Here is a 13,974-nt window from a genome sequence, read left to right as displayed (position 1 = left end):
TCTGTTCGCCGCTGGCCCGCCGGCGGCGCTTTATTCACCTGCCAAAGGATTGCCCGTGATCGCTCAACTACTGATCTGTGCCAGCGCCGCCATCGCCCTGCTACTGGGCACTGTGCACCTGGTCTATACCTTCGCCAGCAACAAGTTCCAGCCGCGTGACCCGGCGCTGGGCGAACAGATGCAAAAAATCTCCCCGGTGATTTCCCGGCAGACGACGGTGTGGCGTGCCTGGGTGGGTTTCAATGCCAGCCATAGCCTGGGCGCCATGCTGTTCGGCCTGGTGTATGGCTACCTGGCCCTGGCAGCACCGCAGGCGCTGCTGCGTGACGGCTTTCTGCTGGGCCTGGGGGTTGTGTTCCTGGCGAGCATGGCGCTGCTGGCGCGGCGCTACTGGTTCAACATTCCCCTGATCGGCATCAGCCTTGCGCTGTTGCTGTTTGTTGGTGCCGTCATGCTTCAGGCCCTGCCGCTATGAGGCTGTTGCTGCTGGGTTTGATGCTGGTCGGCACGGCTTGCGTGGCCGATGATGAAGACTATCCGGACCCGCTCTACGGCTTTGTGGTCGGGCCTTATGCACTGGTCGGCAAACAACCGGACAACGGCGCCACGTATTCGGGCCGGGCCACCCTGCGCTATCTGGACGGTCAACTGGTGCTGGCGAAGACCATCGACGGCAAGACCCGGACGGCCATCGGCAAGGTCGAGGTCGCGGCCATCGCCCGCGCGAAAGTGCTGCGCTTCACCTGGCCCGGACACTACTCGACCTGCCTGGCCCACAGCGACCTGGATAACAACGCGCGCCTGACCTGTTACTGGCAGCGCAACGGCGTCGAGCACAAGGAGCCCGGTATGGAAAGCTACTTCCCGACCGCCACCTGGCCGGAGAATCGCCAATGACCACCGACCGGCAACGCCCGAACGTCGTAGTGATCGGCGCCGGTATCGTCGGCGCCTCGATTGCCTATCACCTGAGCAAGCATGCCCAGGTGACGGTGATCGACAAGGGCCAAGCAGGCCTGGGCGTCACCTCACAGGCCTTTGGCTGGCTCAACACAACGGCGCCACAGCCCGGCGAATTTGCCCAACTGCGCGGCCTGGCGATTGCCGAGTATCACCGGCTGCAAAACGAGTTGGGCACGGCGCCGATCAACTGGACCGGCGCGCTGTCGTTCAACCAGGCGCTGTCGCCTGCTGACGGCGTCGAGCCGATCGACCCCGCTCGCGTACAACAGCTTGAGCCGCATTTCAAAGCGCCCCGGCAGCAGGCGCTGTTTGCGCCGCAGGAAGGCTCCATCGACCCGCCAGCGATGACCCGTTTGCTGCTGGAGCGCGCCCAGGCCAACGGCGCCAACGTGCTGACCGACACCCAGGTGCTGGCCATCGAATGCCTTGACGGCGCCGTCGCGGCACTCGTTACGACTGGCGGGCTGATTGCCTGCGAGCGCCTGGTACTGGCGGCCGGCACCGAGTGCAAGGCCTTGCTGCAGCCCTTGGGCGTGACATTACCGCTGCACCCGTCGCCGTCGATCCTGATCCGCCTGCGGGCACACGAGCGACTGGTGCACACCCTGATCGCCAGCAACGATCTGGAAATCCGCCAACCGACGCCCGAGCAGGTCCTGGCCGCCGAAGACTACCTTGATGCCGACGGCGAAAAAGGCCCCGAGGCTATTGCCCAGCGGGCGCTGAATACCATTCGGGACAGTTTGCATCGGGGCCAGGAGCTTGAACTGATCAGCACCGAGGTTGGCTGGCGGCCCATGCCGGATGATCGCATTCCGATCATCGGGGCCTTGCCCGCTGTCAGCGGGCTGTACCTGGCGGTGATGCATTCGGGCGTGACCCTGGCAGCGGTGGTCGGTCGCCTGGTTGCGCAAGAGCTGATCGATGGCCAGCTTGCGCCCGAGCTGCGAGGCTGCCGGCCTTCACGCTTCAGCCTGTAGCCACCTTCGACAACCAGCTTTTGAACGCTGCCATCGCCGGGCTCTCGGCCTTCGACTGCAGGCGCGTCAGCCAGTAGCTACCGGTGCTGATGCTCAAGGCAAACGGCTGGCGAATGGCATCGCTGGCCAGCAGCCGTTCGAACATCAGCGGCGGTGCCAGGGCCACGCCGGCGCCTTGCAGGGCCGCTTCCATCATCCCCAGCGACGAATCGAAGACCATGGTCCGCGAAGGCTGCACCGCGCCCGACAGCCCGGCGGCCTGGAACCATTCGGTCCATTCATCGCTGCGGTAGGAGCGCAGCAGGGTTTGTTGCAACAGATCGGCAGGCGTGTGCAGCTGCAGCGCAATCGACGGCACACACAGCACCGACAGCGGCGCCTCCAGCAGCGGCTGCGCATCGATGCCATGCCAGGCGCCGGAGCCAAAGCGAATGGCATAGTCCAGGCCTTCGGCGGCGACATCGACGCGGTTGTTGTTGGTCGACAGGCGCAAATCGATAAACGGGTGCAGGGCCTGGAACTCGGGCAGGCGCGGCAGCAGCCAGCCGACGGCAAAGGTGCCCACCGCGCCCACGGTCAGCACCTCGCGATAATGGCCGCCGTCGAAGCAGTCGAGCGTCTGGGCGATGCGGTCGAAGCATTCACGCAGCACCGGCAGCAAGGTCTCGCCTTCGCTGGTGAGCATAAGCCCGCGCGGCAGGCGCTTGAATAGGGTGACTTTGAGCTGGGCTTCGAGGCTCTTGACCTGATGGCTGACCGCCGCCTGGGTCACACACAGCTCGATAGCCGCGCGGGTGAAGCTCAAGTGCCGGGCCGAGGCCTCGAACGCACGCAGGGCGTTCAGGGGCAAGTGTGGTCGGATCATGCAGACTCCCAAATTTTTCTAATGGCTGCTGCGAAATATCATCGTTTGTGGAGCCTGCGCAGAACGCCTAGATTGGCGCTCCCTGCTGCAGCCAGGCTCACAACAGTCCACTTATGGAAAGGTTGCCGATCATGCACCAAAAAACCAACCTCAAGCCAGGGATTCTGGCCGCCCTGACCCTTAGCCTGGTCACCGGGCAAAGCCTTGCCGATACGTCGCTGGCATCCACGGTAAACGCCGCCGTGCGCCCGCTGATGCAGCAACAGGCCATCCCCGGCATGGCCGTGGCCATCAGCGTCGATGGCCAGCAGCACTACTTTAACTACGGAGTAGCGTCGACGCAGAGCGGCCAGGCGGTGAACGCCGACACCCTGTTCGAGATCGGTTCGGTGAGCAAGACCTTCACCGCCACCCTCGCAGGCTTTGCCGAGGCCAGCGCCAAGCTGAGCCTGGGTGACCCGGCCAGCAAGCACTGGCCTGCGCTCAAAGGCACGGCGTTCGATGGCATCACCCTGCTCAACCTCGGCACCTACAGTGCTGGCGGCCTGCCCTTGCAGTTCCCTGATGAAGTCAAGGGCGAGGCCGACCTGCCCGGCTACTATGGCCACTGGAAGGCCGACTACGCGCCTGGCACCCACCGGCTGTACTCCAACCCCAGCCTTGGCCTGTTTGGCTACCTGACGGCCAAAAGCCTGGGTACGCCGTTTGCCGAGCTGATGGAGAAACAGCTGCTGCCGCAACTGGGCCTGCAGCACAGCTACCTGCAGGTGCCTGCCGCACAGATGGGCAACTACGCCCAGGGGTACAACAAGCAGGACCAGCCGGTGCGCGTCGGCCCCGGGCCACTGGATGGCGAAGCCTACGGTTTGAAAGTGACGGCGGTGGACCTCTTGCACTACCTGGACCTGAACATGCAGCCGCACAGCCTGAGCAAGCCGTTGCAACGGGCCATCGCCACGACGCAGACCGGCTACTACCAGGTCGGTGAAATGACCCAGGGCCTGGGTTGGGAGCAGTATGCCTACCCGGTAAGCCTGGAACAGCTGCAAGCCGGCAATGCGCCGTCCATGGTGCTGCAAGCGCAGCCGGTGACCTGGCTTAAACCGGCGCGGCCACTGCCGGCCAACACCTTGTTGAACAAGACCGGCTCGACCGATGGTTTTGGTGCCTACGTAGCGTTCGTGCCGTCAAAACGCATCGCCATTGTGCTGCTGGCGAACAAGAACTACCCGATTGCCGAGCGGGTGAAGGTGGCGCATCGGATCCTCACGGCTCTGGCCAAGTAGAATCGCGGGGCAAGTCGAGGCGTCGCCCCGCCGCTCCCACAGTGGATTTGTGTACGCCGGACCTGTGGGAGCTGGCTTGCCAGCGATGAAGCCGGTGCAGCCAGCACACCCAGTGTTGCCTGAATTGCGACCGCTGCGCGCTCGATCGCCGGCAAGTCCGGCTCCCACAGGTCCTACGCAGTGCTTAAAGTTGACCTCACGGCAACCCGTTGCGCCCGTGCAAGCGATAGCCTTCACGTTCGCTCAGGCGATCGTAGTAAGCCTCGACCGCCGGCAGCGCCGGGCGCTCCAGCGGCGTCTGCAGCCAGCGGTTGACCGACAGGCCGATGGGAATGTCAGCCAGGGAGAAATCCGCGCCACTGACATAGGCTCCGGTACGCTCCAGCTGACGCTCAAGGAGGGTCATGTTGCGCGCCCAGTTGCGGCAACCCGCCGCCAGCGCTTGCGGGTCCTGGTGGGTCGCGGCCTTGCGCACCAGCGAGACAAAGGCATAGCTCCATGAACCGTTGAGGTCGGTGGCCTGCCAGTCCATCCATTGATCGACCCGCGCCCGTGCCCTGGGCGCGGTCGGGTACAGCTGCTGACCGCCATACTGGCCGGCCAGGTAGCGGATGATGGTGTTGGACTCCCACAAAACGAAATCACCGTCGACGATCACCGGCACCATGGCGTTGGGGTTCAGCGCCAGGAACGCTTCATCCTCGGTCGAGCGAAAGCCCGAGCCCCAGTCTTCGCGCTCGAACGGCAGCTGCAATTCGGCGCAGGTCCACAGCACCTTGCGCACGTTGATCGATGAAGCCTTGCCGAGTATCCGTAGCATCACTCACTCCTGATGGTCGTGTTGTCCCAGGTGTTGCAAAAACAGGCTGAACAGCTCCGATTGGGACGACACCCCAAGCTTGCTGTACAGGTTGCGGCGGTGCACCTTGACCGTCTCCTGGGAGATGTCCAGGCGCTTGGCGATGGCCTTGCTGGAGTTGCCGCGCAGCACCAGGCGGGCCGTTTCCAGTTCGCGGGCCGACAGGGTGTCGCTGCCAAAATGCTCCAGGGCGCGCTCCACCGGCGTCGAATGCTCTGTGACCTGCTGAGGATGCTGCTGGTGCCAGTGCTGGCGCATCAGCGCCAGCAGCCACGGCGCCAGCAGGGTCAACTGGCCGATGGCGGCAGTGTCGTAGCGCTGATTGGCGCCCAACGAAATGGCCAGGACCTTGCCCGCGTCGAGGTTGAGGATCAGCTGCAGCTCGTCCTCGCCGACCAGGGCGCGAAAGTAGTTGTTGAAGTAGTCGCTCTTGCGAAACTCGTCCGGCGCCACCTCTTCCATGCGGTACACGCCATCGGCCAGGCCGTCGCGCATGGCCTGGATGAACGGGTCGAGCAGGTACAGGCCGCCCAGGTACAGCGGTGCCGCCGCAGGCGCATTGCGAAAACCACGGTCGAACTCCTCCAGCACCACAGGCGCACCCTCACGCTCCACCAGCAGGGCCAGCGCTGTGTCGCAAGGCAGCAGTTGATCGAGCAGCACGATCAACTGGTGCCAGAACCCCGGCCTGCCCAGCTGGTCAATGACCCGGGCCAGGCCATGGTGATGGGCGGCGGCTTCGAATAGCAGGTTCACCGGTAACTCCTAGGGGGTAACGATTGGGGGGAATCGCCAGCGGCAGGTCGAGTTCCTAGACTCTGCACACCGGCACGCAGTATTGCCGTTGCTCGAGCACTTGTCATGCTGTGCGAGCAACGGCCATTGCGGGCCCTTCAAACCTTTCAACAGGAGCTGTGAATCAATGCGTGTACGTGATCTGGGCATTCGAATCGGCGTGGGCAACCCTGGCGCATTCAACGCCATCACCGATGTACCGGGCGTGCGTGTCGGCCATCACACCGTGCAGCGCGGCAGCGGCGACAACGCGGTCAACACCGGGGTCACGGTGATCGAGCCACGGGCCCGGGCCGCCAGCCTGCAGCCGTGCTTTGCCGGCGTGCACGTGCTCAATGGCAATGGTGATGCCACTGGCCTTGAGTGGATTCGCGAGGCTGGCCTGCTGACCACCCCGATTGCCTACACCAACACCCACAGCGTCGGCGTGGTCCGCGATGCGCTGGTGGCGGCCGAGCGCGAGATGGGCAAGGCCCGTACCTACTGGTGCATGCCCACGGTGCTGGAAACCTACGACGGCGTGCTCAACGACATCTGGGGTCAGCATGTGACTGCCGAGCATGTCCACGCAGCGCTTGGCGCGGCGCAGTCGGGGCCGGTGGCCGAAGGTTGCGTCGGTGGCGGCACCGGGATGATCTGCCACGAATTCAAGGGCGGTATCGGTACCTCTTCGCGGGTACTGGACAGCGCGGCCGGCGGCTGGACCGTCGGCGTGCTGGTGCAGGCCAACTACGGTGTGCGCGGCGCCTTGCGGGTAGCCGGCTACCCGGTCGGCCAGGTGCTGGGGGAGGTGCATTCACCCTTTAGCGCACCGCGCACTGTCGGCGAACCGGGCATGGGCTCTATCGTCATCACCCTGGCCACCGACGCGCCGCTGCTGCCGCACCAGTGCACGCGCCTGGCGCAACGGGCCAGTGTCGGCCTGGCGCGGGTCGGCGGCGGCACCGAAGACTCCAGCGGCGACATCTTCATCGCCTTCTCCACCGGCAACAGCCTGCCGGCGGCCAACTTCGGCCACCCGGGGGCGCCGACCAGCACGGTGCAGATGGTCAACAACGACCATATCTCGGCGTTGTTCAGCGCGGCGGCCGATGCCGTGGAGGAAGCCATCGTCAATGCCCTGCTGGCGGCCACCGACCTTGAGGCCCATGGCAGCAAGGTGCTGGCCCTCAAGCCCGAGCAATTGCTCAAGGCCCTGCACGCCGTGGGTTGGCGGGCCGCGCCAGATACTGCGGACAAGGCCTGACAGCGAAAGGCACTCGTTGCTGCGACAATTTGTCGGTATGGTGGTGTTCTGAAGATGGACGTTTACCCGCTCACAGGAAACCCAGAATGCCCCAACGCGAAGTCATCAATGCATCTGTCAGCCCAAAAGGCAGCCTGGAAACACTGTCTCAACGAGAAGTACAGCAACTGAGTGAAGCCGGTTCCGGCAGCCTGTACACCCTGTTCCGCCAGTGCGCGCTGGCAATCCTCAACACCGGCGCGCATGTCGACAACGCCAAGACCATCCTCGAGGCCTACAAGGACTTCGAGGTACGCATTCACCAGCAGGACCGCGGCGTGCGCCTGGAGCTGCTGAACGCGCCGGCTGATGCCTTCGTCGATGGCGAAATGATCGCCAGCACCCGCGAAATGCTCTTCAGCGCCCTGCGCGATATCGTCTACACCGAAAGCGAACTGGCCAGTCAGCGCATCGATCTGGAAAGCTCCCAGGGCATCACCGACTACGTTTTCCACCTGTTGCGCAACGCCCGTACCCTGCGCCCGGGCGTGGAGCCGAAAATGGTCGTGTGCTGGGGCGGTCACTCGATCAGCACCGAGGAATACCAGTACACCAAGAAGGTCGGCCACGAGCTGGGCCTGCGCAAGCTGGACGTCTGCACCGGCTGCGGCCCGGGCGTGATGAAAGGCCCGATGAAGGGCGCGACCATCGCCCACGCCAAGCAGCGCATGAGCGGCAGCCGCTACCTGGGCCTGACCGAGCCGGGCATCATCGCCGCCGAAGCGCCCAACCCGATCGTCAACGAGCTGGTGATCCTGCCGGATATCGAAAAACGCCTGGAAGCCTTCGTGCGTGTCGGCCACGGCATCATCATCTTCCCCGGTGGCGCCGGTACTGCCGAAGAGTTCCTCTACCTGCTCGGCATCCTCATGCACCCGGACAACCGTGGCCTGCCGTTCCCGGTGATCCTCACCGGGCCGAAAAGCGCGGCGCCGTACCTGCAGCAGCTGCATGCCTTCGTACGTGCCACCCTCGGCGAATCGGCGCAGGCGCATTACCAGATCATCATCGACGACCCGGCCGAAGTGGCCCGGCAGATGGTCGACGGGCTCAAGGAGGTCAAGCAGTTCCGCCGCGAGCGCAATGACGCCTTCCACTTCAACTGGCTGCTGAAGATCGAAGAGGGCTTCCAGCGTCCCTTCGACCCGACCCACGAAAACATGACCGGGCTCGCGCTCAGCCGCGAACTGCCGCCGCACGAACTGGCCGCCAACCTGCGCCGGGCGTTTTCCGGGATTGTCGCCGGCAACGTCAAGGACAAGGGCATCCGCCTCATCGAAGAAAAAGGCCCGTACGAAATCAAGGGTGACAGCGCTGTGCTCGAACCTCTTGGCCACCTGCTGCAAGCATTCGTCGACCAGCACCGGATGAAGCTGCCGGGCGGTGCCGAATACGTGCCCTGCTACCGCGTCGTGAGCTGATTCAAGCCCCTCCCCCGTTTGCGGGCACAGCCTGTGCCCGCAACATTTGCTGCTATTTTCCTACCCCGCTCAGTGAACCTGCCTGCAGAAATATGGTCTTTCAGCTGGCGGCCTGCGCGCACGCCGCCTCTTCACCGGCCCAGTCATCGGGCTTTTATTGTTTATTTCACGCGAAGACCATCATGCCTATCTCTCGTCCTGTTGCTGCGGCGCCCACGCTGTTTTCCTCCTCCAACCCGGGCGCGCGCCGCCTGCTGACGGCCAGCCTGATAGGCGCCCTATTGGTCCTCGCCACCCCGCTACAGGCCGAAGAAGCTGCCAGCAGCAACGAGCGCTGGGTCAGCGACAGCCTGGCCACCTACGTGCGCAGCGGCCCCACCGATGGCCACCGCATCGTCGGCAACCTCAAGTCCGGGCAGAAGGTCACCCTGCTGGCCACCCAGGGCAACTACAGCCAGGTGCGCGGCGAGTCCGGCGACACCGTGTGGATCACCAGCAGCGACCTGCAGACCGTGCCCGGCCAGGCCGAGCGCCTGCCGCAACTGACCGGGCAGGTGACCCAGCTCAGCGAGCAGTTGAAAACCATCGACGACAGCTGGAAGACCCGGGTGCAAGGCATGCAGGAGACGCTTGATTCGCGCAAGGCGCTGATCGACGAGCTGGAAGCGCGCAACAAGGCGCTGAATGCCGAGCTCGGCGATACCCAGTCGGAACTGCGCAGCACCCAGGCGCGCCTGGGTGACGAGAACAAGCAGGTGCTGATGCGCTATATGGTCTACGGCGGCGGCATCGCCGGTGCCGGCCTGCTCGCCGGCTTGATCCTGCCGGCCTTAAGCCGTGGGCGTAAGCGTAATGATCGGTGGTTCTGAGGAATAGTCCTAGGACGCTCAGCGCCCCCTGTGGGAGCTGGCCTTGCCAGCGATCGGCCGCGCAGCGGTCGTGATCCGCAGCATCCAGCCAAACGTCATCCCCGCCGCTGCCAGCAGAATCAACCCTGAACCCGCCAGTTGCAGCACGCCCAACGGGTGCCCCAGGGCCAGCCAGTCGACCAGGATCGCCACCACCGGGTAGATGAACGACAAGGCGCCGACCAGGCTGGTGGGGATCTTCTGGATAGCGCTGTACAGCAGGGTCGACATCAGCCCGGTGTGGACGATGCCAATGGTGGCCAGCCAGGCCCAGGTAGCGGGCGCACGCGTCATCCCCGGCACCTGCGCAAAGGGCGCCAGCAGCCCTACACCGACCAGCATCTGGATCAGCACGATCAATTGCGGCGCCACACCGTGCAATCGCTTGGTGATCACGGCGGCAACCGCATAGAAAAACGCCGCGCCCAGCGCCATTAACACGCCCAGACGGTAGTCACCGGCGACCGCATCAGCGCTCGATCCGGCCATGACGATCAGCAGCATCCCCGCGAACGCCGCCAGCAACCAGCCGGCTTTGTTAGCGGTCATCTTCTCGGCGAACAACAGCATCCCCAAGCCCACCAGCATAAACGGCTGGGTGTGGTAGACCACGGTGCTCACAGCGATCGAGGCATGCCCATAGGCGCTGAACAGCAACACCCAGTTCAGCACCAGCGCCACCCCGCCGACTGCCGCCGCCAACGCCTGGCGCCAGCTAATCCTCCCTCGCCGCAGCAAACCCAGCCCGGCACAGGCCAGCAGTAATGCCAACGCACCGAACAGGCAGCGCCAGAACACCACGGCGGCCGCAGGCTGGTCTGCGGCCAGGACGAACCAGCCAACCGTGCCGGAGATCAGCATGGCGGCGGTCATCTCCAGGGTGCCGCGTGTTTTCAGGTGCATGGTGGGCTGACTCCTGTCATATCGAACAAAGGTCCGTTATGCTGAACAGATGAAAACCGTTCGTCAAGACGAACAATTGACCGGTATAGCGAACACATGATCGAAGCACACTCCCCCATCCTCCTGCTGGCCAGCGCCATCCGCCGCGAGCGTGAGCGCCTGGGCCTGTCAGTGACCGAACTGGGCAAGCGCGCAGGCCTGGCCAAGTCCACCCTGTCGCAGCTGGAGTCCGGGGTCGGCAACCCCAGCCTGGAAACCCTCTGGGCCCTGGCCGGCGCGCTGCAGGTGCCGGTCAGCCGGCTGATGGGCCAGCCGCGCCAGCATGTGCAGGTGATTCGCGCCAATGAAGGCGCCGCCAGCCACGCCGAGCAGGCCAATTACGCCGCCACCTTGCTCGCTGCCTGCCCGGCGGGGGCTCAGCGCGATATTTACCGGGTGCGGGTGCAGCCCGGTGAGCCACGGCTGTCAAAACCGCATCCACCGGGTACCCTTGAGCATGTGATCCTGTGCCACGGCCGCGCCCGAGTGGGCCCGGTCGAGCAGGCGGTGACGCTGGCGGCCGGCGACTACATGAGCTATTCGGCCGATACCCCGCATCTGTTCGACGCGCTGGACGCCGACACCCTGGCCGTGATGCTGATCGAACACGCCTGAACGAGGACTGCCCATGAGCGAATTGCTGCTGCGCCGCCTGCACTTGCCGGCGCCGATGGGCCAGGTGCTGATCGTCAGTGACGGCCAGCAACTGTTGGCACTGGAATTCGATGCGCCCGAAAAACGCCTGCTGCGGCTGCTGCGCACCCGCTTCGGCACAGGCGTGCAGTTGCGTGAAACCGCGGGGCTGGCGGCGCTCGCCGATGCCGTGCAGGCCTACTGCACGGGCCAATTGCAGGCGTTTGATGCAGTGCCCATTGACGCTGGCGGCACCCCGTTCCAGCAGCGCGTCTGGGCGGCGTTACGAGCCATCCCGGTGGGCAGCACCCGCACCTACGGGCAGATCGCCGCACAGCTCGGCAACCCCGCAGCCGCGCGGGCGGTGGGCCTGGCCAATGCGCTGAATCCGGTGAGCCTGGCCATCCCCTGCCATCGGCTGGTCGGCAGCAACGGCGCGCTGACCGGCTATGGTGGCGGTATTGAACGCAAGCGCTGGTTGCTGGAGCACGAACGTCGTAACTCAGACGACGGCTGATGCTGGCTGAACCGGCCTCATCGCTGGCAAGCCAGCTCCCACAGGTTTTGCACAAACCCTGAGAGCGGCGCCGACCCTGTGGGAGCGGGCCTTGCCCGCGATCGAGCGCGCAGCGCTCGCAATCCCGGTGAATTTACGTCAGCCTGGCTATCATCTGTGCTCTTTCAGGAAGGAACCGCCCCTCATGTCCCTCGTCACCACCTACCTCACCGGCCTGCGTCAGGCGCTGCCAAGCGAGTCACTTGAGCAGTTGAACCTTGCCCACGGCGCTTCGGCCGAAGGCCTGCAGACGCTCACTGAGCGTTACCCGCTATGCCCCGCCAGCCTGCTGGAACTGCTCGGCCATATCGACGGGACCCATTTCCGAGCCTACCCAGGCGGCACGGTCATCGTCCTGATCCTCGGCTCGGACGTGTTCGAGTACCCCTACTTCCTCAGCGCCGCCGCACAGATCCTCGAAGACGCCAGGGGTTACACCGACAGCATTCGCGGCATCTACGGCGATTACCTGGACGAATACCCGGAAACCGTCGGCCCGGGCATCGACATCGACCTGGGCATGAACCAGCGCCTGTGCTTCTCCCACTGCATGAACAATGGCGGCACCTCGAAGCTGTACATCGACTTCAACCCCGCCGCCGGCGGCACCGTCGGCCAGGTGCTGCGCTACCTGCACGACCCCGACAGCTATGAAGTGATTGCCGACAGCTTCGATCAGTACCTGCAGCAGTTGATCGACAGCGACTTCGCCTTTGTTGAACGGGAGATCTGAGCGCCATTACCCATTCAGGGTTACTCCATCAACGTGATTACCGCCCACGCCGTCGCGCCGCATACTCGGTTCCAGCCCTACGCAAGGAACCCCGATGAAGATCGAACTGATACAACTCGCCGGCCGCGACGGCGATACCGCCTACAACCTGCAACGTACCCTTGAGGCCATCGCCGGTTGCGCGGCCGACAGCGACTTGCTGGTGTTCCCGGAAACCCAGCTGATGGGCTTTGCCAGCGCCGCGCAATTGCCCGAGGTCGCTGAAGCCGTGGATGGCCCCAGCGTCCAGGCCGTGCTGCAGGCCGTGCGTGAACGCGATGTCGCGGTGGTGATCGGTCTGGCCGAAAAGGCCGACGGCCGCTACTACAACACCTCGCTGCTGCTGACCCCCGAGGGCATCGCCCTGCGCTACCGCAAGACCCACCTGTGGCCCTCGGAGCGCGGCCTGTTCATGCCCGGCGATCGCTACGCCACAACCACCTGGAAAGGCCTGCGCATCGGCCTGCTGATCTGCTACGACATCGAGCTGCCGGAAAGCAGCCGCGCCCTGGCGCAACTGGGCGTCGACCTGATCGTGGTCAGCAACGGCAACATGGACCCCTACGGCCCGGTGCATCGCACCGCGATCATGGCCCGCGCCCAGGAAAACCAGGCCTTTGCGCTGATGGTCAACCGCGTCGGCGCAGGCGATGACGGCCTGGTGTTCGCCGGCGCCAGCGCGGTGGTCGACCCGCACGGGCGCCTGCTGTTCGAGGCTGGGCGCGAGGCCTGCCAGCAGGTCATCGAGCTGGACCTGCAACAACTCGAACACGCCCGCCGCGCCTACGACTACCTGGCCGACCGGCGCCTGCAACTGCCCGGCCAACGCATCGAACACCCTGACGGGCGCCGCGAACTGCTGATCCCCTGAGCGCTATCCCTTACAACAAGAGCCCGGAGAGCCCCATGAAGTCGACCCGCCCTATCCCCCTGGTACTCGCCGCGCTGCTCAACGTCGCCGTCGCCCAGGCCGCCGAAAGCAGCGCACCCAGCGTGCATATCTACAACTGGTACGACTACATCGCCCCCAACACCACCAAGGAATTTCAACAGGCCTCGGGCATCGCCCCGGTGTATGACGTGTTCGACAACAGCGATGTGATGCAGAGCAAGCTGATGGCCGGGCGCAGTGGCTATGACGTGGTATTTGCCAGCGGCGACCTGTTGCCCAACCTGATCAAGGCCGGGGTGCTGGCCGAGCTCGACCGCAGCCAGTTGCCCAACTTGCCGCACCTGGACCCACAGATCCTCGCCAAACTGCAGAACAACGACCCCGGCAACCGCTTCGCTGCTCCGTATTTATGGGGTACCACGGGCCTGGGGTATGACGTCGACAAGGTCAAGGCGCGCCTGGGCGATGCCGCACCGCTCAACTCCTGGGACCTGATTTTCAAGGAAGAAAACATCGCCAAGCTGGCCGACTGCGGCGTGGCCATGCTCGATGCGCCCAACGAGATCATCCCCATCGCCCTGCACTACCTGGGCCTGCCCTATAACAGCAAGAACCCCGAAGACTACCGCAAGGCCGAAGCGCTGCTGCTCAAAATACGCCCGCACATCGCCTACTTCGACTCTTCGCGCTTTATCTCGGACCTGGCCAACGGCAATGTCTGCGTGGTCCTGGGCTGGTCGGGCGGGGTGTTCGATGCAAGGCTGGCCGCCGATAACGCCAACAACGGTCGCGACATCCGCTACGCCATTCCCCGCGA

At 64.7% G+C, this 13,974-nt stretch carries 16 protein-coding genes; 12 read left to right on the top strand and 4 right to left on the bottom strand.

Annotated features, from left to right (window positions below; genetic code table 11):
* Positions 1-55: 55 nt before the first annotated feature.
* Genes UW3_RS0107845 through UW3_RS0107835 form a run of 3 tightly spaced genes read left to right on the top strand, consistent with a single transcriptional unit; the run spans position 56 to position 1,943 of the window.
* A complete protein-coding gene (locus UW3_RS0107845; protein ID WP_010221778.1) occupies positions 56-475 on the top strand; it encodes an LIC_13387 family protein in 420 nt (139 codons plus the stop codon).
* Positions 472-897, top strand: a complete 426-nt coding sequence (locus tag UW3_RS0107840) for a hypothetical protein (RefSeq protein ID WP_010221776.1) — start codon at positions 472-474, stop codon at positions 895-897. The genes UW3_RS0107845 and UW3_RS0107840 overlap by 4 nt, the downstream gene beginning before the upstream one ends.
* Positions 894-1,943, top strand: a complete 1,050-nt coding sequence (locus UW3_RS0107835) for an NAD(P)/FAD-dependent oxidoreductase (RefSeq protein ID WP_010221775.1) — start codon at positions 894-896, stop codon at positions 1,941-1,943. Before UW3_RS0107840 ends, UW3_RS0107835 begins: the two co-directional genes overlap by 4 nt.
* On the opposite strand, the gene UW3_RS0107830 is transcribed toward UW3_RS0107835, so the two are convergent.
* Positions 1,933-2,808 (bottom strand): LysR family transcriptional regulator, encoded by an 876-nt coding sequence (locus UW3_RS0107830; protein ID WP_010221774.1) that lies wholly within the window; start codon positions 2,806-2,808, stop codon positions 1,933-1,935. The two genes, UW3_RS0107835 and UW3_RS0107830, sit on opposite strands and share 11 nt — an antisense overlap.
* 131 nt (positions 2,809-2,939) lie before the next feature.
* On the opposite strand from UW3_RS0107830, the gene ampC reads away from it, so the two are divergent.
* Positions 2,940-4,094, top strand: a complete 1,155-nt coding sequence (ampC, locus tag UW3_RS0107825; protein ID WP_010221773.1) for a class C beta-lactamase — start codon at positions 2,940-2,942, stop codon at positions 4,092-4,094.
* Between the two features lie 196 nt (positions 4,095-4,290).
* Here ampC and UW3_RS0107820 read toward each other — a convergent pair whose 3' ends face one another.
* Both UW3_RS0107820 and UW3_RS0107815 read right to left on the bottom strand, forming a co-directional pair.
* On the bottom strand, positions 4,291-4,914 hold the full coding sequence (locus UW3_RS0107820; RefSeq protein ID WP_010221772.1) for a glutathione S-transferase family protein: 624 nt from the start codon (positions 4,912-4,914) through the stop codon (positions 4,291-4,293).
* A 3-nt stretch (positions 4,915-4,917) separates the two neighbouring features.
* Positions 4,918-5,709: a helix-turn-helix transcriptional regulator gene (locus tag UW3_RS0107815; protein ID WP_010221771.1), complete on the bottom strand. Its 792-nt coding sequence runs from the start codon at positions 5,707-5,709 to the stop codon at positions 4,918-4,920.
* 166 nt (positions 5,710-5,875) lie between these two features.
* On the opposite strand from UW3_RS0107815, the gene UW3_RS0107810 reads away from it, so the two are divergent.
* The 3 genes from UW3_RS0107810 (at position 5,876) to UW3_RS0107800 (ending at position 9,323) form a co-directional block, all read left to right on the top strand.
* The gene (locus UW3_RS0107810; protein ID WP_010221770.1) at positions 5,876-6,994 is read left to right on the top strand and encodes a DmpA family aminopeptidase; all 1,119 of its coding nucleotides are present in this window, start codon (positions 5,876-5,878) and stop codon (positions 6,992-6,994) included.
* A gap of 86 nt (positions 6,995-7,080) precedes the next feature.
* Positions 7,081-8,454, top strand: coding sequence for a nucleotide 5'-monophosphate nucleosidase PpnN (ppnN, locus tag UW3_RS0107805; protein ID WP_010221769.1), 1,374 nt, complete (start codon positions 7,081-7,083; stop codon positions 8,452-8,454).
* A gap of 182 nt (positions 8,455-8,636) precedes the next feature.
* The gene (locus UW3_RS0107800) at positions 8,637-9,323 is read left to right on the top strand and encodes a TIGR04211 family SH3 domain-containing protein (RefSeq protein ID WP_010221768.1); all 687 of its coding nucleotides are present in this window, start codon (positions 8,637-8,639) and stop codon (positions 9,321-9,323) included.
* Between the two features lie 18 nt (positions 9,324-9,341).
* Here UW3_RS0107800 and UW3_RS0107795 read toward each other — a convergent pair whose 3' ends face one another.
* Entirely contained in the window at positions 9,342-10,265 is a 924-nt protein-coding gene (locus tag UW3_RS0107795) for a DMT family transporter (RefSeq protein WP_010221767.1), read from the bottom strand.
* Between the two features lie 96 nt (positions 10,266-10,361).
* Between UW3_RS0107795 and UW3_RS0107790 the strand changes: the two genes are divergently transcribed.
* From UW3_RS0107790 to UW3_RS26650, 5 genes are all read left to right on the top strand, one after another.
* On the top strand, positions 10,362-10,919 hold the full coding sequence (locus UW3_RS0107790) for a helix-turn-helix domain-containing protein (RefSeq protein WP_010221765.1): 558 nt from the start codon (positions 10,362-10,364) through the stop codon (positions 10,917-10,919).
* Positions 10,920-10,932: 13 nt separating this feature from the next.
* Complete coding sequence (locus tag UW3_RS30065; protein WP_010221764.1) at positions 10,933-11,454, top strand: methylated-DNA--[protein]-cysteine S-methyltransferase; 522 nt, start codon at positions 10,933-10,935, stop codon at positions 11,452-11,454.
* A gap of 184 nt (positions 11,455-11,638) precedes the next feature.
* Positions 11,639-12,226 (top strand): SMI1/KNR4 family protein, encoded by a 588-nt coding sequence (locus UW3_RS0107780; RefSeq protein WP_010221763.1) that lies wholly within the window; start codon positions 11,639-11,641, stop codon positions 12,224-12,226.
* Positions 12,227-12,320: 94 nt separating this feature from the next.
* The gene (locus UW3_RS0107775) at positions 12,321-13,136 is read left to right on the top strand and encodes a carbon-nitrogen hydrolase family protein (protein ID WP_010221762.1); all 816 of its coding nucleotides are present in this window, start codon (positions 12,321-12,323) and stop codon (positions 13,134-13,136) included.
* 35 nt (positions 13,137-13,171) lie between these two features.
* A partial coding sequence (locus UW3_RS26650; RefSeq protein WP_010221761.1) for an extracellular solute-binding protein occupies positions 13,172-13,974 on the top strand: 803 nt, incomplete at its 3' end.

This window comes from Pseudomonas donghuensis (genome assembly GCF_000259195.1).
Classification (GTDB): domain Bacteria; phylum Pseudomonadota; class Gammaproteobacteria; order Pseudomonadales; family Pseudomonadaceae; genus Aquipseudomonas; species Aquipseudomonas donghuensis.
The sequence above is the reverse complement of the archived record's forward strand: the minus strand, read 5'-3'. Positions and strand labels throughout refer to the sequence as shown.